Source organism: Desulfopila sp. IMCC35006 (assembly GCF_005116645.1).
Taxonomy (GTDB): domain Bacteria; phylum Desulfobacterota; class Desulfobulbia; order Desulfobulbales; family Desulfocapsaceae; genus Desulforhopalus_A.
Map to the genome: position 1 here is coordinate 51,491 of NZ_SWCM01000004.1, position 20,215 is coordinate 71,705.

General features: G+C 48.4%; 15 protein-coding genes and 1 tRNA gene. 11 read left to right on the plus strand and 5 right to left on the minus strand.

Features of this window, described 5'->3' with window-relative positions; genetic code table 11:
• Nucleotides 1-177: 177 nt before the first annotated feature.
• Together FCL47_RS08635 and FCL47_RS08640 are read left to right on the plus strand one after the other, a co-directional pair.
• On the plus strand, nucleotides 178-3,768 hold the full coding sequence (locus FCL47_RS08635; protein ID WP_136813100.1) for a DUF748 domain-containing protein: 3,591 nt from the start codon (nucleotides 178-180) through the stop codon (nucleotides 3,766-3,768).
• Nucleotides 3,765-4,181 carry a PGPGW domain-containing protein gene (locus FCL47_RS08640; RefSeq protein ID WP_240744179.1) on the plus strand — a complete coding sequence of 139 codons (417 nt, stop codon included), beginning with the start codon at nucleotides 3,765-3,767 and terminating at the stop codon, nucleotides 4,179-4,181. The genes FCL47_RS08635 and FCL47_RS08640 overlap by 4 nt, the downstream gene beginning before the upstream one ends.
• A 38-nt stretch (nucleotides 4,182-4,219) precedes the next feature.
• Here FCL47_RS08640 and FCL47_RS08645 read toward each other — a convergent pair whose 3' ends face one another.
• Nucleotides 4,220-5,335 (minus strand): TIGR03790 family protein, encoded by a 1,116-nt coding sequence (locus FCL47_RS08645; protein ID WP_240744180.1) that lies wholly within the window; start codon nucleotides 5,333-5,335, stop codon nucleotides 4,220-4,222.
• 182 nt (nucleotides 5,336-5,517) lie between these two features.
• On the opposite strand from FCL47_RS08645, the gene FCL47_RS08650 reads away from it, so the two are divergent.
• Together FCL47_RS08650 and FCL47_RS08655 are read left to right on the plus strand one after the other, a co-directional pair.
• Nucleotides 5,518-6,999 (plus strand): sigma-54-dependent Fis family transcriptional regulator, encoded by a 1,482-nt coding sequence (locus FCL47_RS08650; protein ID WP_136813102.1) that lies wholly within the window; start codon nucleotides 5,518-5,520, stop codon nucleotides 6,997-6,999.
• A gap of 109 nt (nucleotides 7,000-7,108) precedes the next feature.
• The gene (locus tag FCL47_RS08655; RefSeq protein ID WP_136813103.1) at nucleotides 7,109-7,663 is read left to right on the plus strand and encodes a PilZ domain-containing protein; all 555 of its coding nucleotides are present in this window, start codon (nucleotides 7,109-7,111) and stop codon (nucleotides 7,661-7,663) included.
• Between the two features lie 23 nt (nucleotides 7,664-7,686).
• On the opposite strand, the gene FCL47_RS08660 is transcribed toward FCL47_RS08655, so the two are convergent.
• Nucleotides 7,687-9,252, minus strand: a complete 1,566-nt coding sequence (locus FCL47_RS08660) for an MFS transporter (RefSeq protein WP_136813104.1) — start codon at nucleotides 9,250-9,252, stop codon at nucleotides 7,687-7,689.
• A gap of 136 nt (nucleotides 9,253-9,388) precedes the next feature.
• Here FCL47_RS08660 and cysS point away from each other — a divergent pair, with 136 nt between their 5' ends.
• The 7 genes from cysS to FCL47_RS08695 all read left to right on the plus strand — a co-directional run bounded on the left by cysS (nucleotide 9,389) and on the right by FCL47_RS08695 (nucleotide 15,722).
• The gene (gene cysS, locus FCL47_RS08665; RefSeq protein WP_136813105.1) at nucleotides 9,389-10,861 is read left to right on the plus strand and encodes a cysteine--tRNA ligase; all 1,473 of its coding nucleotides are present in this window, start codon (nucleotides 9,389-9,391) and stop codon (nucleotides 10,859-10,861) included.
• Nucleotides 10,862-10,886: 25 nt separating this feature from the next.
• Nucleotides 10,887-11,690: an AmmeMemoRadiSam system protein B gene (gene amrB, locus FCL47_RS08670; RefSeq protein ID WP_136813106.1), complete on the plus strand. Its 804-nt coding sequence runs from the start codon at nucleotides 10,887-10,889 to the stop codon at nucleotides 11,688-11,690.
• A 66-nt stretch (nucleotides 11,691-11,756) separates the two neighbouring features.
• A tRNA-Gln gene (locus FCL47_RS08675) sits at nucleotides 11,757-11,830 on the plus strand.
• 398 nt (nucleotides 11,831-12,228) lie between these two features.
• Nucleotides 12,229-12,645 (plus strand): hypothetical protein, encoded by a 417-nt coding sequence (locus tag FCL47_RS08680; RefSeq protein WP_136813107.1) that lies wholly within the window; start codon nucleotides 12,229-12,231, stop codon nucleotides 12,643-12,645.
• A 93-nt stretch (nucleotides 12,646-12,738) separates the two neighbouring features.
• Nucleotides 12,739-13,494, plus strand: a complete 756-nt coding sequence (locus FCL47_RS08685; protein WP_136813108.1) for a hypothetical protein — start codon at nucleotides 12,739-12,741, stop codon at nucleotides 13,492-13,494.
• A gap of 107 nt (nucleotides 13,495-13,601) precedes the next feature.
• Nucleotides 13,602-14,576, plus strand: a complete 975-nt coding sequence (locus FCL47_RS08690; RefSeq protein WP_136813109.1) for a zinc ribbon domain-containing protein — start codon at nucleotides 13,602-13,604, stop codon at nucleotides 14,574-14,576.
• A 210-nt stretch (nucleotides 14,577-14,786) separates the two neighbouring features.
• Nucleotides 14,787-15,722 (plus strand): hypothetical protein, encoded by a 936-nt coding sequence (locus FCL47_RS08695; RefSeq protein ID WP_136813110.1) that lies wholly within the window; start codon nucleotides 14,787-14,789, stop codon nucleotides 15,720-15,722.
• A gap of 388 nt (nucleotides 15,723-16,110) precedes the next feature.
• On the opposite strand, the gene FCL47_RS08700 is transcribed toward FCL47_RS08695, so the two are convergent.
• Genes FCL47_RS08700 through FCL47_RS08710 form a run of 3 tightly spaced genes read right to left on the minus strand, consistent with a single transcriptional unit; the run spans nucleotide 16,111 to nucleotide 20,213 of the window.
• On the minus strand, nucleotides 16,111-16,248 hold the full coding sequence (locus FCL47_RS08700; RefSeq protein WP_153306362.1) for an ADP-ribosylglycohydrolase family protein: 138 nt from the start codon (nucleotides 16,246-16,248) through the stop codon (nucleotides 16,111-16,113).
• Nucleotides 16,232-19,375: a DEAD/DEAH box helicase gene (locus FCL47_RS08705; protein ID WP_136813111.1), complete on the minus strand. Its 3,144-nt coding sequence runs from the start codon at nucleotides 19,373-19,375 to the stop codon at nucleotides 16,232-16,234. Before FCL47_RS08705 ends, FCL47_RS08700 begins: the two co-directional genes overlap by 17 nt.
• Complete coding sequence (locus tag FCL47_RS08710) at nucleotides 19,365-20,213, minus strand: Hachiman antiphage defense system protein HamA (RefSeq protein ID WP_136813112.1); 849 nt, start codon at nucleotides 20,211-20,213, stop codon at nucleotides 19,365-19,367. Before FCL47_RS08710 ends, FCL47_RS08705 begins: the two co-directional genes overlap by 11 nt.
• Nucleotides 20,214-20,215 lie beyond the last annotated feature (2 nt).

Below are 20,215 nucleotides of genomic sequence, written 5' to 3' on the forward strand. Positions count from 1 at the left end.
GAAGTCACAACAGCCAGTATGAACTTTTCAATAATTTAACCAGCCGGGGACATCTTCAATTTACTTATTTGTATCAATGCGATATGTATAACCGCAACGGTATCCGACTCTTTCTCAGACGGCAGTCAACCTGCTGTTTGATGAACAAAACAACTCTTCAAACTGAATTCCGCTGCTATGTCTGATCGTTTTGGCAATATTCCCATTCAGGATCCAGAGCCCTCGCCATTTGCCAAGAAGCCCAGAAAACAAATCCCTCCACCAGCCGAAAAATCATCCAGACCGCCAGGGCCCCCAAGATCGGCCAGGAAGAAAAAATCGACCAGACAGGCTCCGTCTGGCAAGATCTGGATTCTGCCTGGTGTTTTGGCGATCCTGATTGCCAGCTACTGCGCCCTGGGTTTTCTCGGAGTGCCGTATTACCTTACCAGGATCCTGCCGGCAAATTTCCATGAAAAATCTACCATGGTCCTCGAACCAGCCACCGTTACGTTCAATCCGTTTACTTTTCGATTGCAGGCGGGTGATTGGCGCATTCGTACCGAATCAGGTGCCACTCTTCTCTCTCTGCACTCGCTGCAGGCCGATATCGCACCCCTGGCGATATTCCGTGGGGATATGGTAAGCAAGACTTTCACCATCAACGGCTTAGAACTTAATGTGGTCAGAGAGCCCGACGGCTCGTATAATTTTCAGCCAATCTTCGGTACCGATAAGCACAGAAACATCGCAGAATTAATCAAGGCATCGGAGCTGCCGTTTTTCTTTTCCCTCAATAATATTTCTATTACCGGCAGCAAGATTACCTTCAACGATAAACCGGCCGGGAAAATCCATACGGCCGAAAAGATCGAACTCGACCTGCCGACCTTAGCCAATACCTCTTTTCAAACCGACCACTACCTTCGCCCCCATTTCTCGGCAGTTGTAAACGGCAGCCCAGTGGAGCTTTCCGGCAGGACCAACCTGGGGCAAACAACACCGGATGAACAGGAGACCAGGCTGGCAATAAACGTTCAGGATCTTGAACTGCCCACCTATGGAGGCTATTTACCCTTCACCCTGCCCATGGCTTGCACCAAAGGAACAGCGAGCGGCAAAATCGATCTCCTGTTTGCCCCGCACAACACATCCGGCGATAAACTGTCCATCGGTTTCCAGCTGCAGATTACCGGGGCGGAACTGATCGGAAAGAACGAATTGCTAACCGTCGTCGTACCGACGGCCCGGGTGAGCGGCAGCTTCCAGCCGGTGTCTGCCACCCTGCAGCTGAACGAAGTCGCATTGAAAGAACCAATACTCAATTCTTTTGGAGACTCCCTGCTGGACAATATCGGCCAAACGACCCACAAAGATGCCCAGACCACTCCAGAAGGCGCAGCAACTGAAAAGGATTCGCCTTCCCGGCTGACACTTGAACTGCTTCTGGTCGACAAGGGCGTCGTCCGTTTTTTTCCGCATAAAAACGACCAGCAACCTGCTTCAATCTGGAAAACCATACAGCTGAGCATAAAAAACTACCACTCCGGGGTGGAGGCAGCGCCAAAGGAAAATAATAATTCCGTAACTCTCAGTGGGGAAAGAGCAGGTTCCTCGGCCAGTTTTTCCTGGCAGGGAAAATTTTCTTCCCCTGACACTCTGACCGGCATGCTCCGCCTGCATAATTTCGACGGCAAAGAACTGCTCAAAGCTGTCGGCGACAATCACCCCTTTACAATACAAGACATACAGGGCTTCGGCGAGCTGAAAGGACAACTCGTACTGTACACCCGGCAAGAGTCGCCGCATCGCATCCGCTATAAACTCAATGACGCCGAAGTCTCTCTAAAAGACTTTGCTCTGCTCGATAAGGAGCAAAGCCTCCTGCGTGCCCCGGTCGTCAAATTTACCGGCCTCAACCTCATTGACGAAACAATCGAGTTCGGCAATATTCAGGTTCAAAATGGGGTAGCCGAGTTTATCTACGGCCGCTTGCCGAAGATTTACCGCGAATTCACAACAAAGAAATACCGGCTCCATGGCTTGGATTTTGAAGGCAAGGTACTTGTCGCACCTGAGAAAAAACCCTCTGGGTCGCTTACGTTTTCCGAGGTATCGCTGAAGGCCAATGCGCTGGACTCAGCGCCGACAACATCGGATAATCTGTCTCTTTCGGCGACAACGGCGGCCGGCGGCATTATAAAGGCCCAGGGAAAGGTTACCTTGACCCCTTTTGCAGCCACCCTCAAAACTGGGTTTCGCCAGCTGCCGGCCAAGGACATCCAGCCTTTTTTCAGCAGTGCAGCACCGACGACCGATGTGCAGGGGGAGTTGAGCGGGAAAGGACTGTTCTCGCTGCCGGCGAAAAGCTTTGCCGGCGATCTCGAATTGAGCGATGTTTCCGGCAAAGGCCCGCAAAAGATGCCCTTTGCCTGGAAAAAATCGATTTTTCAGGACGTGCATTACACGAAGGAGCCATTCCACTTCGGGGCTGCCTTCATTGCCGTGGATGGGGCCCGTTTCTCCTGGCAGATAACCAGAAACGGGAGCGATCCGATGCACTATTTCTCCGACGTTTTAAAAAATTATCTCCCGGCAACGGACAAACAATCCTCATCTAAAACGGAGTCTCCTGCCTCCGTCATTGACATCGAAGAGATTTCTTTTACAACGGGCACCGTAGATGTTCTCGATCACCGGTTAACCCCGGAATGGCTTGCGGAAGGTGCGAGCTTTGCCGGAAGCATAAACAATATCCACGCAGCTGCGTCGGCAGAAAGCAGGTTTTCCTTTACCGGGAAGCTGGCGGACAGTCCTTTTACCATAAGCGGAAAAATGAAGCCCTTCGCCCAGGAAGAAAATGGCTCATTCCATTTTTTACTCAAGAACTTCCCCCTGTCATCTTTGGCCAAACAACTCGCCGCAACATCTGAAATAGGTACCACCAGCGGCCAGCTGCAACTGACCCTCGACTGCGCCTGGCAGGAGCGGCAATATATCAGTTCCGGCACACTGGCGCTCGCCGGACTCAAACCAGCTGCGTCGTCATCTGGTGCGGCTCTTTCTCTCGCCCTGCTGACAAACTCTGCGGGTACAATAGAAGTCCCGTTTAATTTGGTCAGGACAGCACCGGTGGCGCAAAGCTCGCTGGTTGAAGAACTTGCCACCTCGATGCAGAGATTGCTGTTAAAAGGCTCCGTTTCTCCTTTGCTGCTGGCCGCTGGTGATTTTACCGATCTTATCGGCAATGAATCCATCGAATTTCGCCCCGGCGAATTCATACTCACTGACAACGGTCAAAAAACCCTCAACCGTTACGCCGCATTGCTTCTTGCTCATCCAGGTGTCGGGCTGACCCTGTCTGGCGGAGTGAACAAACAAATCGATGGTCAGGCAATGAAAAAAAATCTTACCGCCGTTGAACAACTGCGCGTCGACAAAGAAAACGAAAAGCTCTTTAACAAATGGCAGGAACAGAAGAATCTTTATCTGAAACAACTTGATGAACGACAAAAAAGTGCCGAACCAAGCGAAACAATTTTCGAACAAGACATTCCGGCAGAGGCACTCACAGACTTCAAACCGCTCCAACCCGTCCCGGTGGTGGTCGGCGATGCGATGCTTCTTGAACTTGCCCATAAACGAATAGATATTACATATCAGTATCTTACCACCCAGAATGCCATACAGCCGGAACGAATATCAACCGTTTTACCGGACAGTCTGCCAGACGAGCCGGAAAAACTCATCGATGGTGTTGCCATCACTCTTACCGCACGCAACCAATGAACAGCATCATGGTCAACTTCAGCTTTTTACAGCCCCTGCTCGGCTGGCTTGCACTGTTGTCTTTTTTTACCTTTATTCTCAGCCTGATACTTATTCCGTGGGTGGTGGGAAGACTCGCGCAGGACTGTTTCCTTAAATTATACCATAACGACAGAAGCACCCCCCCACCCTCTCTTGCCTCAGTCATGATGGCAATACTTCGCAATGGCCTGGGACTGCTTCTGGTCCTGGCCGGAATAGCCATGCTCTTTCTCCCCGGCCAGGGGCTGCTCACCATCCTCATCGGTGCTCTTCTTCTTTCTTTTCCCGGCAAAAACAAACTGATTAATGGTCTTGTGCGTCAGCCCAAAATACAGCAAAGCCTGGACTGGATAAGAAAAAAGAGAGGGAAAGAAGCGTTTCTCTGGCCATAGGCTAGCAGGAGCCCCGGCGGGAAGTTCTGCTTGTCGATTTATGGGGCAGGCGCAAACGGCTGGTAGAGAGGATCGCCGATTAAGATCATATGCCAGGATAAATACGGCAAAGAGACAAGATACGACTCCCCGAGACTCATATACCCTTCAACGAGCTTGCCAAAAAACAGTTTGGGGAGAGGAAATCCCTGCACATAGGGTTCATATACCGGGCCGACAGTTGCAACCACGCCCTTTTCCAGCATCTTCAGACACCAGATCGAACTGTTTGTGTCTTTTAAGGTGGCACATTCGGAACTTGCAATATGGTAGCCGATCGCACCTTTTTGCCAGGTGAAGCTGTCTCTATATTTGCCTAACGAATACCACCCACAGTACAAGGCGGCCCCGGGACAACTTTCTGCCGGGAAAAGCCCCTCCCGCGCATCGAGAACAACCTCCATTCTTCTGGCCACAACCTCGGCGGCGTCATGAATGGACTGGTCGTAAAATTTGTACCCCGACAACGTTTTACTTTTACTCCCTGGCCACCGGGCATCAAAATAAGCCTTGCCCTGAAGTCCTTTTTTTTCCGCCTGCAGGGTTTCATTTATTATCCGGTATACCGTTGCCGTATCCGGGCCGTCCAGTCGACTGACAAGCAGCACCTGGCTCTTTTTGAGGACCGTTCTGTCTCCCTGAAAGCCGAGAAAATACGGATTTTTCTGCCAACCCGTCAGTTCATACTGTCCAGCCTGAACGAGGGCAAGTTCAGAGTCGACAGCCGCCCGCATATTCATATCCGGTGGCGTGACGCCTTTTGGGCCGACCAGGGCCGGGTTTGGCGGAGCAACTTTTAAAGGGACGCCATACATGAGGACGATGGCGGCAATCCTGTTTTCCGGCGGTCGGATTTTCAGGAGATCCAACACCTTTTTTTTAAGGTTCCGATCATATTCCTCTCTGGACATGGTTTCATTTACGGTAAGAGAAAGTGAAAGAAAATTTTTCTCAGGAATCCCTCTCTGTTGCATATAATAGTGCGCAAGAGCAACACTGCCGGCCATTTGCCAGTTTGCCACCACCAGCACTTCTTTGGGTTGCAGACAAAAGCCCGGCAATGCAAACAGTGTCTGGCAGAGCAGAAGCAGGAGGGTAACTGTTGCAGGGGACAATGGCAGCTTCATGTAGAAAATTATTGTATGAGTGTTCGAAAATTTGTACTTTTTCGTTATTCTGGAATTTACGGTCTTTTAATTTTACACAGTATATTATATAACGAGTCAATAAAATAGGATTCCTCCTTCTCTGTTGCATAGAACCGGCTCCATCTACTCAAAGACCTCATTGTATTCTCATGGAACAATTATCCGACGATCTGAATAGAATAATATCCAACCAGCAAAATCTGCTGGAAACCATACCGGCAATGGTCCTGCTGATCAAAGAAAACGAATCGGTTGAGTACATGAACCCCAGCGCCAAGTCGTTTCTGGGTGATCTCTGCAAACTGCCCGAAAGCATTACCCCGGAAGAGCGGACAACGATATCGAAATTTCAGGAGTTAGTGACAAAGACTATCCAGAATAACCGTGTCGGCGAGACCCTGGAAACCACCTATCGAGAATCCCATCTGGAATACACCCTGTCTTCGTTTGAAGGATACAAGGGAGATTCGCTGTACTGGCTGTTCATGCGCGACCTCACCGAAAGCAAAAAACAATTAGCGGAAATATCTCTGTTCCACAACAGCATTGAAACTATTCTGTCACATAAAATCAATGAATTGAAAGAGAGCGAAAAGACGCGGCAAAAACTTGCCAAGGAACTTAATTCTCTAAAAGAACACCTGAAAGAACAATCCGCCGAATGCAAAATGGTTGGCTCAAGTCGTGCGCTCAGCGAACTTCGGGACATGGTTTTTCAGGTAGCAAAATCCGATGCAACTATCCTGATCACCGGCGAATCAGGGACCGGCAAAGAACTGGTGGCCAACCTGCTGAGAGAAAGCAGCAACAGGACGAACAAACCATTCCTTAAAATCAACTGCAACACCATTTCCGATTCACTCCTGGAAAGTGACCTCTTCGGCCATGAAAAAGGCTCGTTCACCGGAGCTGACAGCAAAAGAATGGGTAAATTTGAGGTGGTTGACGGCGGAACTATTTTTCTCGATGAAATAGGCGACATCAGCCCACGAATGCAGGCGGCACTGCTACGAGTTCTGCAAGACGGAGAAATAATCCGGGTTGGCGGAAATTCCCCGGTAAAAATCGACGTCAGGGTTATCGCCGCAACCAATCGAGATCTCGCCTCAATGGTGCAGGAAGGGACTTTTCGTCTTGATCTGTTCTATCGATTAAATATCATTAATATTTCCATACCTCCGCTGCGCGAACGAAAGGAAGATTTAATCGATCTCACGACGCATTTTATCAGAAAATATCGCCAGGCATTCAAAAAAGATATCAATTTTCTCCCCCAGTCCATTCTGGAACGGTTGATTGAGCATGACTGGCCGGGCAATGTTCGGGAACTGGAAAATGTCATCCAGCGAGCAGTACTCATGGCCAAAAATAATATAATCACCGAAAATGAACTTTTTTTCGACCTGCAACCTGGCAATAAAGAGCATTCCGCCCAGAAAAACTACCTGCAAAAGCTCGATGGCCACACCTTGAAAGACATTGTTGCCGATGTGGAGAAGGATGTTATCACCCACGTTCTTGAAAAAAACCGTGGCAATGTCGCCCACACCGTTCAGCAACTGGACATTGGCAAAACTGCTTTGTACGACAAAATGAGACGATACGACATCTCCCCCAAGGATCACAAATAAACCACAGGAATCTTACAAAAAACCCAGAAACAGGCATTAATTTTGCATCACATATCGAAGGAAAATCCAAGCCCTTTACCACTCTAATTTCTTTCAGGCATGTGATCACATGACGACAGAAGACAGCAAACCTAAGGAAAAATGCCCCTTCTGGTCCGCAGCATCCGTGAAATGCACCATCTGCGACGATGGACTTTTCATCCCTCTTGATAATCATGCGGAAGCTTTTTGTAAGACATCCCGTTACGCGGCCTGTATGCAATACACGCTTTATTCGGAAAACCACATTTATTTGCAGGAAAAAGTTCGGAAATCCGAAGTAAACCGACGAAAATATCTGCGCATTGAAACTTCTTATGCAATCACCCTGGTCAAAATAATTGCATCCGGTGACACGGTGGCATCAATACCATACGAAGCGCAAACAATCGATGTAAGCAAAAGCGGCATGCGCGTGGCAACCAGCCAGCCCCTGGTGCATGAAGCCTTGGTACAATTTTCCTTCGACGCATCTTTCCCGTTAAGAATTCATAACATCACCGGCCAGGTAGAGTGGTGCAACAAGCAGATTGACGAGCCCGGGTACCAGGCCGGCGTGTCTTTTCGGGGAAAACAACCGATAAACGCCCTTTTAGGCATGCCGGAACGGCACCATAGTCGCTGATCGCGGTCAGGAAAGAATTTCCCCTACGGTCTTTCTACACCAACAGCTTTCCTTGCCGCCACAACCAGAAAAAGAACTGGAATGCCCATCGTTGCCGTGACCAGAAAAAATCTTTCATAACCGATCGCCGAGACCATCGTCCCAGAATATCCGCCGATGAGCTTAGGGCAGAGAGTCATCATCGAGCTGAAAATAGCATACTGCACCGCGGTAAATGAAATATTCGTCAGGCTTGAGAGAAATGCAATAAAGGCCGTGGTCGCAATACCGGCGCTCAGATTATCGGCACCGATCACCACCGTCAGCATGGTCACATCCTGCCCGGTGCTGGCCAGCAGCATAAAGAGCAGATTAGTTGCCGCCGAGAGAAATGCACCTAAAAACAATATTTTGTTTACCCCGAACCGGACCGTCAGCATACCACCGAGAAAACCACCTGCCAGGGTCATACCCAGGCCAAAAGTTTTGGTGACTCCGGCGATGACATTCTTGCTGAAACCCATATCCAGGTAAAAGACATTGGACACAACACCCAGAACGATATCAGACAAGCGATAGCATCCAATCAGAACGAGCAACAGCAAGGCTGTCTTTGTGCCATATCGGACGAAGAAATCTTTTATCGGCTCAAGATAGGTCTGACGGACCATTTCCTTATTGACCAGGCCCAAAGAAAGCAGCAGAGCGGCAACTATCGCCGCCATCCCCACCGCCAGTCCGAATCGCACCGCTTCAACCAGAAAAGCCCCGGTTCCCTCTCCTGCCTTAAGAAACAGTGGCAGCAGCCTGTCCATTGCCGCAAACATAAAACCGGAAAAAAAGAAGGTCAGCGCGAAAGCCAGGGCACTCAGAAGAAAGAGCGAGAGAAAGCGTCCATAGTCGGAAACTGAATAACGGTAATGCGATACACGGCGATTGACTTTCGGCTCCTCGATGAGCAGGGTTGTCGCCACGCCGCAGCACATCACGGCGGCCATGGCCAGGTAGGTTAATTCCCAGGCACCATAATTATAAGCCTCGCTGGTCGTCCCCAGATACCCGGCGAGGAACAACGACCCGGCACCGGCTACCAGCATTCCGACCCGATATCCGGCGATATACATTGCGGCAAGCAATGCCTGGAGAGACTCTTCCGCCGATTCTATCCGGTAGGCGTCAATGACAATATCCTGAGTGGCCGACGAGAAACCGAGCATGACGGCCGCAAGAGCCATGACGGTGAGATTTTGCTGACCACCGGCGGGGTCGATCAAGGCCATGCCGACAATTGCCACCACTATCAACAACTGGGCAACCAGCAGCCATGCCCGCCTCCGCCCAAAAACACGAGTCAGGACCGGCAAAGGCAGCAAATCGACTAAAGGCGCCCAGAGAAATTTAAACGAGTAGCCGAGCGCAGCCCAACTGAAAAAGGTAACTGCGGATCTGGCAATTCCCGCTTCCCGAAGCCATACCGACAGTGTCGAGAAGATAAGAAGAATTGGTAAACCGGCGGAGAAGCCAAGGAACAACATGGCAATTGCCTGGGGCTGCAACCATGCCCTGCACGTGTCGCCCCAGGACCGTTTTACGATTACTTCCCTGCGCATTATTGTCTTTTCCTCATAATAAGATTATGGTATTTGACCTGAGACGTTACCAAACGAAAAGACCATGGGATACCATGGTCACCTGCGATGTAATAATACAAGATACTCGAACTGTCCAGAACCAGCTCCCTTGAAGATGACTATACAAATTCATAATACCTTATCCGGAAAGAAAGAACCCTTACAGACTCTGGAACCAGGCCACGTCAAGCTGTATGTCTGTGGCATTACCTCGTATGATTTTTGTCATATTGGCCATGCCCGATCGGCCCTGGCTTTTGATATGATTGTCCGGTATCTGAGATACCGCGGGTACAAAGTCACTTTTGTCCGTAATTTTACTGATATCGACGACAAAATCATCGCCCGGGCCCAGGAACAGGGAACGAGTTCAGAAGAGTTGGCCAATCGATTTATCAATGAGTTTTACATCGACATGGACAGGCTCGGTGTTGACCGGCCGGATATTGAACCGAAAGCCACCGAACATATCAAGGAGATGACCGATCTTATCGGCGAATTGATCGGCAAAGGCATGGCCTACCAGGCGGGCAACGACGTGTATTATATAGTCGACAGTTTTCCCGAATACGGCAAGCTCTCCAAAAGAAACCTCGAGGACATGAAGGCCGGGGCGCGTATCACGGTAAACGAGCAGAAAAAACATCCAATGGATTTCGTACTCTGGAAGGGTTCAAAACCGGGTGAGCCTACCTGGGACAGCCCCTGGGGGCCGGGACGTCCCGGCTGGCATATTGAATGCTCGGCGATGAGCAGAAAATATCTGGGCGAGACCTTTGATATCCATGGCGGAGGACAAGACCTCATTTTCCCCCATCACGAAAACGAAATTGCCCAGAGCGAAGGCGCCAACGGAAAACCGTTTGTGAAGAGCTGGATTCATCACGGCTTTGTCACTATACGTGATGAAAAAATGTCCAAATCGCTGGGAAATTTCCTGACAATCAGGGACATCCTCGACCATTATCATCCTGAGATATTGCGATTTTTTATCTTCTCCACCCATTATCGCAATCCACTTGATTTTTCCGAGTCTGCGATGAAAGATGCAACGGCGGGTCTTGAACGGCTCTACGAATGTGTGGCGGCTGTCGATTCTCTCGACCCTGCAAGCGCTGACAAAACTGCAAAAAGTATCCTCACGCCAAAAGATATCAAGAAAGTGATGGAGCTGGAAACCCGGTTCCAGCAGGCAATGGACAACGATTTCAATACCGCCCAGGCCCAGGGGGTCTTTTTCGATACGGTGAAAAACATCAATCGCCTGCATGGAAAAATTACCGGCGCACCGGCGGCAGAAGATATACGTTTTCTGAAGAATGCGACTGCTCTTTTGAAAAAACTCGCCGCAATTATGGGCTTGTTGACCGAAGACGCCCAAAGCTTTCTTGCCGCCAGAAGAGAAAAACGCATTGCCGACAGCGATATTGACGCCTCGGCTATCGACGCCCTGATCGCCGAACGATACCAGTGCCGGCTTGACAAAAACTGGGCAAGAAGCGATCAGATCAGAGACGAGCTGCTGGCCAGAAACATAGAGTTATGCGATGGCCCCGAGGGCACAACCTGGTCAGTTAAAAGCAAGTAGTTAACTCAACAAGAGGGAGACGACGATGAGACACCCTGCTGTTGCCGACCGCTTCTATCCTGGATCCCCCAAAGCACTTTCGAGAACAATTTCTGAATTATTTCCTGTTTCAGAAAAGACCAAAAAAAGCAAGGCGCTGGCCGTTGTCTCTCCCCATGCCGGCTATGTCTATTCAGGTGCGCTGGCGGCCGAGACTTTTTCTGCCGTTGAAATACCTGAAACAGTGATCATTCTCGGTCCAAATCACCATGGCCGGGGAGCTGCCGTGTCTCTTTCGACCGAGACCTGGGACATGCCTTTAGGGGTGGTGCCGGTGGACAAGGGGATCGCCGATCTCCTGCTGGCGTTTTCCAAGCATATAGTATTAGATGAAACAGCACATCAATTCGAGCATTCTCTCGAGGTCCAGGTGCCCTTTCTGCAGATGCTGCAGAAAAACCTGCATATTGTCCCGTTAGTTATCTCGCAGCTTGCCTATCCGCTGTGTGAGGAGATCGCCGGCGCACTGGCCAGGGCCATTAAGGCCAGCAACAAGGAGATACTCATCGTCGCTTCCAGCGATATGAGCCATTACGAACCCAGACAAATCACCGAACGCAAAGACAAATCGGCTTTAGCCTGCATCGAGGCACTTGACCCTCATGCCTTGTATCGAACCGTCTATGACAATCGCATCTCCATGTGCGGGGTGATACCGGTGGTCATTGCCATACTGGCAGCCAAAGCCTGCGGGGCAAATAAAGCCAGTCTGGTCGGATATACCGATTCCGGCTATACGTCAGGAGATACAGATCAGGTAGTGGGGTACGCCGGCGTTATTGTCAGCTGAAATTTGCTTGACAGGTCGGCCAAAATCTTTTATAAACTCGCACCACTGCATCAATGCACCAAATGCTGGGGGATGGTCTAATGGTAAGGCAGCGGACTCTGACTCCGCTTATCAAGGTTCGAGCCCTTGTCCCCCAGCCATGAAATTTCAAGCACTTGTCGGTCTCTTCTGATAAGTGCTTTTTTATTTTCTTTATTTTGTCCCGCTCCTGTCCCGCCCTATTTTTTTCCAATTAGAAGTGTTCAATCCATAATTGTCTGAACCTAGCTTAGCGTTTTGTGAACTTTGCTGGAGTATATTTTTTTTCGCCAGTCAATAGGATGGCATGTTTGCTGTAAATTCATAAATGATCAATATTCTATTTTTTATTTATTTTTTTGAGTTACAATCTGTTGGAAATATCTTTACTCTGGAATACCTCTATCAAGGTCACAAAAGCGATGCCGATTTTCTGTATAACATCCAGTTTGGGGTGATATAGAGATCAGCAGAGTCACTTAGATCTTTGAAAAACATATTTAGTTCACGAGAGATCAAGATGTCCAAAATGAACTGGGATAAAGCTAATAAGGGGTATAAAATATCACAATATGGTTCTGAAAGAATCGAACCTGAACAGAGCTCTTCAAAAGCAAAAGATAAATTTAGAAACAAGAAGGTAAGCAAAAGATTTATCAGAGTTTGCCCCTATTGTAAGAAAAATTTTAGAGGCAATGACCTTGAGTCGCACATCAAAAATAATCATGAAAAGGAAGTTCAAGAAGAGAAAAGGCGAATAAAAAGCGGTCAACCCAAAAAGATAACAAGCACTGTTGCAATAATTCGCTCAGAGATAAGATTTAAAACGAAAACTGTTATAAAAGTGAAATGTAAATATTGTAAGGAAATGTTGATAGATGACGAAAATGTTATTCGTTCACATAATGAAAACCATCATCCTTCGATAAAAAGCTAAAAAATTTTATCTAACCAGCCAGTCCTGCCTGCACCGGGAAGGCTCGGTTTGTGGCCCGGTGCGGCTGACCAGCACGTTAGGTGCTAGGAAACTATGTTACATAAATTTTGGTCTACCGCTCCCGTACGAGGCTTGCATCCCGACGACATAAAATTTGTGGATAGCGACAACTGCCTGCAATGGTCTCTGAAGGAAGCTCGACAAAATGCGAGTACTTTCGCGGATGAGAAATCTCTCCACACGAAACTTCACATCAATCTGCACCCGCAACCTTTTGTCGGCAACCTAGATGAATCGTTCGTTTACATCCTCTTTGGCAATCCAGGGTTTGTAATACCTGACTATCAAGATGAACTATCAAATGCAGTTCATGCTGCTGCTTGTGCAATGAACTTGCGAAAAGCTGGGCAGGGCTTTTACCCTCTTCTCCCTGGATCTGCCGGGACAGGCGCAGCCAACTACTGGAATTCACGGTTTAAAAATCTCTTGTTAGCGCTAACGCACTTCCTCGACATAAGTATTGCCGCAGCGAGAAAGCTTGTCATCCAACGCGTCCCTTTACTTGAGGCGGGCGCTTACCACTCAATGAAGTCCCCTGGCGAGTGGTGTGATTCGTTGCCATCAAGCAGAGTCACAAGGTCATACGTTCATCAAGTGCTACTTCCCAAAGCACGCAAAGGCGAGGTGCTCATCTTTGTCTGGCGGAGGGCTACTTTCTGGGGTATTCCAACAGGGATACGAGGAGTCATCTCCCGTCCACCAAAAAAGGCGCAGTTGAAAAACATTACTGCCCTAGAGCGAGAAGAAATCACTCAGTTTCTGGCTCAGCGGGTTCAATGTGACTCATAACCTGTCGATAAACCTGTCCGGAATAAAGCTCGGGCTTAAAATCTGCTAGTCCCTCGGCCGGCAGGTTATTTCACCGCTATAAAAAAGAGAAAATCAGAGGGAGAATCATGTTGGTATGTGATAAATGTGGTGCAGGAATAAATGAGGGATCGAAGTTTTGTCCTCAGTGCGGCGATCCGGTTACTGAAGCAGATCGGGTAACTGTTCCAGTAACCGAGTCACAGGTGGCAAACGTAGAAATATCGTTTGGTCAAAGCTCCTCACCCAACTTCAACAAAGCCGTTGAGATTTGCAAAAATATACCTTCTTACTCAGTGACAGGAGAAGGAAAGCTGGCCCAACATAAACTTTCACTTCCAATTACAGAAGTCGATTTGATTGTTAATCTATTTGATTTGGTTGGTAGTTGGAAGTCATCTCAAATGCTCATAAATGGACATGCTGCCACTAAGAAAGATTTAACTTATTTCGGTGTTGGCTGCTACAGAAGCAGACAAAAAGCATATAAACCGGAGCAGTTCTGTTTTGGTGAAAAAGAATATGAAGCAAATATTTGGGGGTGTAAAAGGCTAAACATGCCTGTCAATGAATGGGGAGGCGGCTGGCTTGACCATGGTCAATTTGATAAATCAGGAGTTTGGCACTTCGATAAAAACCGTATCAAGCACGAATTAGAACTCACTTTAAAAGAAAACGAATTATGTCCAGTTTTAGACAGAAAGCGAGTTCTTGAAACACTAGAAAAACTCCCCGATAGCATTAACCCAAAAAAAGATGTTAACTGGCAATATAGAACAAGCCTTGAAGAGATAAATGGAGAGTACAAAGAAGTAGCTGTTGGGGTAAAACCTATTATTAAGAAAATCAATAGGTATGTTATCGGTGGCTTTAAACCAAGCTGGGAAATATCCGAGTCAGAAACTCGGTCAAGTAATGAACACGTAATCAAAGTAAATCTTCAGCTTGAAGATGAGGCGCCAAAGCAGCGAAAGCCAGCCAGCCAAAAGAAAAAAAGCAACCCGTCATCGACAATCTGGCTAGTTATCGGTGCAATCGTGGTTCTGTATTTATTGTTTAAGTGACTAATTCTCTAACAATCACGCCCACTCTGGCATTAAAGAGTGGGCGTTACTTGCAGTTATCAAAAGTCCATATAGCTCCTATTTACCCGGAAACACGTTGGAAATTTATGACCTTTGAAAAATTCTTGATAAGGTCTGTGGAATATTTCAAGTAACTTGTAAGGGCACATATCAGCCTGGAAGGTTGTAAATAAGATAAGAGGAGTCGTTATGTTTGGTCCCGCGGAAATGGTGAAGGGCGATTTGCAGGGACAGGAAAAAATAAAGATGGTTGCAGTCCTTCAATCCCTTACAGACATCACCAGACAAACCTGTCCTCAATATGAAATAGGGGCTGGCCAAGTCCCTTTTGCAAGGCTTGTCAACTTTCTGGTTGTTCTAAATCCTGATCTCATTCATCTTGTTGTCGATGATAAAACCATTGGTGGGGTTCCTGAACACATATATTGGGACCGTCGCCTCCAAACACCGGTTCTACCATTAGATGCAGTTGTTAATTGGTCCGCGCAAGAGTTTGGCTTCAAAAAACCGCTAGGAATATCACTCCCCCTGGCTGTCTTAAATGACGACAATGTTCAGCGCCGTGCAATCATCACTTCGATTGCTCGTCAACTTTGTGAGCAATTTGCCCAACGTGCATTAATTCACAGATTGCAACTCCCTAAAGGCTATGAACATTTTTCAAGATACCTTCCCACTTTCTTGGCCGATTACCCGGACATCGATAATAACATTTTCCTAATGATGAGATTTCGAGGCGGAGACCAATATACAGAGATCCATAGCGCGATAAAATCAGAATTATCAAAATTCGGCCTAAGGGTGCTCAGAGCTGACGATAAAGATTATACAGGTGACTTGTGGGAGAATGTTTGTCTATACATGCTTGGCTCAAGGTACGGCGTTGCTGTCTTTGAGGAAATAGACTTACGTGAGTTTAATCCAAATGTGGCGTTGGAATTGGGTTTTATGACTGCACAAAGCAAGCGATGCCTGTTATTGAAAGACCAACGCATGCCCAAACTACCAACAGATATTGTAGGAAAACTATACAAAGAATTCGACACCTATAACATAACTAAGACAGTAACACCTGCCGTCCAAAAATGGTGTACTGATATTGGCCTCTCACTTCTTAAGCACTGATCGGGAACTTAGGGAAAGGGTTGTATCGTTGCTTGACTCATCTCGTCTATGAAATGTTGACTAGGAGGTCGATTTCGCAAAAGTCGCGACATCTCCTATCGATTTTGACTATTCCACCTCATAAAAATTTCTTCAATTTCTGCGATTTTCAGTTAGTATCTTACATGGTGCCTAACGTTTCTGTCGCAACGACCAACAAATATTCTCTGGAATAATCTTAATCCATTACATGCTCCATTATGAGCATGTTTTAGGATAAGGTTCAAGTGCGATCTGCACAGGAAATATCTTAATCTGAGGTAACTCAACAAACTGTTGATATTGTGCTTAACTATTACAAATAAGTACTTATTCTTTTTCTCTGCCTCTGATTATTCGGGTATTACTGTTAGCTGCAGCAGATATCCTCCGGTGACTGGCACTCGATCAGGCTGCCGAGAGCGTCTCCGGCGAGCTGGCCAAGGAGGTAGCTCTGGGCGCGAGATAGTTCGGATCGATGATCTGGATTTCTACTGCAGGAGTTCATTCATTCGCTCCTGGAAATAGCTTGGGTATTTTTCCATCACCGTATTGGCTCCGTCCCGGTCTTGTTTCAGCGCCTTCCCGAGATCCTTCTTCTGAGTCGCTGCCAGGTTCAAGGATGCGGCGAGGTCCTGAGAGATGACACGGTCCGAAAAGCCAAGCTCGTAAAGGGCAATGGTGGTTTCCGTGGGCAGACCATATTTCAGGCGCTTTTGGAAAAGCTGCAGACGATTGATCGGGTCGCCTGTTCCTTCGCGGTCCAGCATTTCTACAAATTCACACAATGCACTCACAAGAAGAGCTCCATCATAGGCAAGCCCGCCCTCGCAAATATCAATGATATTTTCGATTTTGACTTTCCTCGGCCTCTTTCCTTTACCGAGCTTGCATTTATTTTTGTCGGCAATTCGGAAAAGCTCATGAAATGGGGTCCCTGAAATCCACTTCTTCGCAATTTCTTCCAGGATGTCCTTCTTGTCGAACTTATTGAAAGCTCTGTTGTGTATATGCTCCGTTATTAACGGCCATATGAGGGCAATAACTTCGTCTCCATTTTGGGCGGCAATAAGTTCATCAGCGTTATCTTGTACCCACCCCTCAATCGCCTTGGCATCGTTGACACCATATAATGTTTTACCAAATGCTTTCCGCCGGTTAGCGTCAGTAATATTTTCAGATATGTTTTCAGCTAGAAGCTTGAACAATTCTTGAATCTGCTCCCGTTTCTCATCATCAGCTAAGAAGTACGCCAATGTCTGTTCCGCGAGATCAGCAATGTCTTCTTCCGTCAGCCCATTATCAACAGCATCCCAGTTGGAGAGAAGAAAGCCTTCGATGGAAGCGAGAGTCAGGCTGAAAAATTCGAATTGCGGTTTCATCGCATCGACCGTGAACCCGTTTCCACCGTGTTGTTTAGCAATCTTGCCAATAATTTCATTCAGGGAATCCCACCCGGCTATATGAGCTTTGGCAAAAGACAGGATGTCCCATGTCAGCGTATGATTCTTTTTGTCCTTTGACTTGGTGCGGTCATTCCGAATAACCAGAGGGATCAGTTGAAAGAGGCTGCTTGCGCATTCCTCTGACTTGGTTGGATCAAGCAGCTCCTTGACTATATCCCACCGCCAGCCGTCTTTTCGGTTGCGTCGCTTGTCATACACAATCGGGTCTGCAAACAGAATGCTGCCTTCAGTATGCATACCGGCGCGACCCGCTCGGCCAATGAGGTTATGAAAATCCCGAACCTTGATGCGCTCCATGCCCTGGTAGACACTGGTAACAATGAGGTATCTGATTGGAAGATTTACACCCTGCGCCAGTGTGGAGGTGCAAACAACGAACCGCACGAGGTTTTCACGCATAGCGTGTTCCACTGAAAGGCGGATGCCATGTGGTGTATTGCCGTGATGAGAAAATATGCCGTGCTCGGCACTCATTGAAGCCGAGGCTTCAGTTCCAAGATTCGCAACATGGAGGTAATGGAGCCGTGCAACCTCCCTTCGGTCTGAGAATTCTTGTGGGAGTGGAAGCGGAACACCACGATCAATGAATTCCACCGCTTTTTCACAGATGCTTGTCGCTGTTGATTTTTTGCCACAGAAGATGGCGATGCTTCCATTAGGGGCCAGTTTTATACCGAGATAGAGTGCAATGGCCTGGCCATCGTCTTTCTCTGGAAAGTGGCGATCTTTCTGCTCTCTGCCTCTTCTCCCGAGATTGAATCTTTCAATCACCCTCGGAACGAAGAACTCGTTTTGTTCGGCGTCACGGCTGTCGACGTACTCGATTCTTCCCAACTGATCGAGCCAGCTCGCGAACCCGACTGACCTGAAAGTCGGAATCAGGGTTGTGCCTTCGACGACATTAGGCTCGCCGTTGAGCCATTCTCCGACAGCCTCGGCGTTGCTGATAACCGCTGAGATCAACACCTTCTGGGTTCCTTCGGGAATCATGGAGCGCAGTGATGTTAGGAGCAGCTCGTATGTGATGCCTCGGGTGCCGCTGTCAAACTGGTGGCCTTCATCAAAGACAAGCAACCCAACGTGGGCAGCCAGCTCCGGCGCGTGCCGAAGGACGTAGACTAGTTTCTCGGGGGTTACAACCAGGATCTGCTGATGACCCAGCAGCTCGGCAATCTCGAAGTCGGTCTGTAGGGCATCGGATAATTCATCCACCTTGGTGGGTTCATTGTGGAATGCCTCGACAAGGCTGTTCTTGATCTCATGACACAGCGCCCTGAACGGGGCGATGATGATGGCCAGTGTTACGCGGTCAGCCAGAAACGCGCTTCGAAGTATCAGTTCCGTTGCCTTCGTTTTGCCAGCGCTGGTGGGCATTTGAACGATTGCAGACTTGCCTTTGAGAACATCAGCCTTGCCCAAAAGGTGTTGCGCAGGCCAGAGTTCCTTGATGAACGAATCCTTTTGCAGCGCGTGGAGCCATTTGTCGCGGGGCAACCCAGAATATGACGGCAAAGCCTTCCAGGCAGAATTTTCGAGCTTTTTCCTCAGAACCGCCACGATCACATCACCAAATAGAAGCTGCCTGGGCGTGCCGAATTCATAGACGGCGTCCCTCAATTTCGTGGCCAAATCGAGAAGATTGTCTTCGCCATTCCCATTCTCGAAAAACTGGAGAATCCATTTTGAAATCCCGTCGAGGAATTCACCGAATGGTCCGTCAGCTCCATCAAAAAAGGTTCCCAGATCTGCCTGTAACAACCAGAGCAGCAGGTCTTCCAAACCATCGCCATCCAGATCCGGGCAGTCGCCATCAATGCGCTTCGCCAATACCGACGCGCTTCCCGGCAGATCGCACAGGTAATAGGAGGCAGAGCCAAGAAGCACGAGGTATGCATCAAGTGTCTCGTTCAGCTTTGATTGGAGATAGGAATCGAAAAAACGGGCAGAGAAAAGCAGATTGGTTCTCAACTCCGAGAGGGAGCCGAGATCTGGCTCCTCCCGGTTGATGGCGGCGGCGAGGTCACCCAGTAGGCCAATCGAGATGGTGAAGAGCTTGGCCGGATCTTGCGTGATTTTGATGTGATGCTCTTCTGGAATGCCGTACTCGAGCATTTTGGCTTTTGATCGGGTGACACCAAGCAGGAGTTGGGATTTTTTTTCAGGCCTCATCCGCAGCCCTCCTGTAGAGCTCGTGGACCAGGTCCATCATGCCGGGTCCCTTGACAACCAAGAGGACAAGGCTGTCGCCATTCGGATGTGGAAAGACCTCCTTGGATTTTGCTGACTTGGGAATTTTTCTACAGTCTGCCGAAGCCAATTCATCGGCGTCGAAACACTCATCAGAAATGATAGCCGCAGCGCCGTAGGTTTCCTTATAAGGCATATCTACGGGGCTTTGAAATCTCTCGATCCTTTGAGCCAGTTCGATGTCCCTTTTTTCAAAGAGCTTTTGCTTGATGAAGTTCAGTGATTCATCGATCCGAATGTGATCCTTGGCAGAATCGTTGATGGCATCCTGCAGGCGGTTGATCTTAGAGGCGGAAAACTTTGTCTTGGATTCAAAGACAAACAAAACATCCTTGGTGGAGGCTTCGCCGCCGTTTTTGTGAAATCGAAATCCAATGACATCGCTGCCCTTGGGTGATTCATCTCGAACAACCTTCGATGACCACCGCACCCTCGGCACCCAGTAACCGAGAAGCCATTGCAGGTAATCGGAAACCAGGATTTCCCCAAAATCTCCCGCTCGGATTCCTGGGCCAAGTTTGGATGTTTTGCACGGGAACTTGATATTGCTCAGATAATCCGGTCGCGGGCGTTTGCCCCGCAGGAAATCGATTTCAGCATCCAGGCAATAATGATTCCGGAAGTGTTTCGCCCATGCGGAGAGCACTGCCTCGTCTTTCTCATGACGGAACTCCCAGACTTCGACTTCCTTGCCGTCGGCAGTCTTCAGTCGTTCGCCGGTGTCAACGAGCCATTTAGTGTGCTTCGAAGTCCAAGGCATAA

Coding starts and splice junctions, on each gene's coding strand:
- FCL47_RS08685 (WP_136813108.1), top strand. CDS start 12,739: ATGTTACATAAATTTTGGTCTACCGCTCCCGTACGAGGCTTGCATCCC.
- FCL47_RS08650 (WP_136813102.1), top strand. CDS start 5,518: ATGGAACAATTATCCGACGATCTGAATAGAATAATATCCAACCAGCAA.
- FCL47_RS08635 (WP_136813100.1), top strand. CDS start 178: ATGTCTGATCGTTTTGGCAATATTCCCATTCAGGATCCAGAGCCCTCG.
- FCL47_RS08680 (WP_136813107.1), top strand. CDS start 12,229: ATGTCCAAAATGAACTGGGATAAAGCTAATAAGGGGTATAAAATATCA.
- FCL47_RS08655 (WP_136813103.1), top strand. CDS start 7,109: ATGACGACAGAAGACAGCAAACCTAAGGAAAAATGCCCCTTCTGGTCC.
- FCL47_RS08695 (WP_136813110.1), top strand. CDS start 14,787: ATGTTTGGTCCCGCGGAAATGGTGAAGGGCGATTTGCAGGGACAGGAA.
- FCL47_RS08640 (WP_240744179.1), top strand. CDS start 3,765: ATGAACAGCATCATGGTCAACTTCAGCTTTTTACAGCCCCTGCTCGGC.
- FCL47_RS08710 (WP_136813112.1), bottom strand. CDS start 20,213: ATGCCTTGGACTTCGAAGCACACTAAATGGCTCGTTGACACCGGCGAA.
- FCL47_RS08690 (WP_136813109.1), top strand. CDS start 13,602: ATGTTGGTATGTGATAAATGTGGTGCAGGAATAAATGAGGGATCGAAG.
- cysS (WP_136813105.1), top strand. CDS start 9,389: ATGACTATACAAATTCATAATACCTTATCCGGAAAGAAAGAACCCTTA.
- FCL47_RS08700 (WP_153306362.1), bottom strand. CDS start 16,248: ATGAACTCCTGCAGTAGAAATCCAGATCATCGATCCGAACTATCTCGC.
- FCL47_RS08705 (WP_136813111.1), bottom strand. CDS start 19,375: ATGAGGCCTGAAAAAAAATCCCAACTCCTGCTTGGTGTCACCCGATCA.
- amrB (WP_136813106.1), top strand. CDS start 10,887: ATGAGACACCCTGCTGTTGCCGACCGCTTCTATCCTGGATCCCCCAAA.
- FCL47_RS08660 (WP_136813104.1), bottom strand. CDS start 9,252: ATGCGCAGGGAAGTAATCGTAAAACGGTCCTGGGGCGACACGTGCAGG.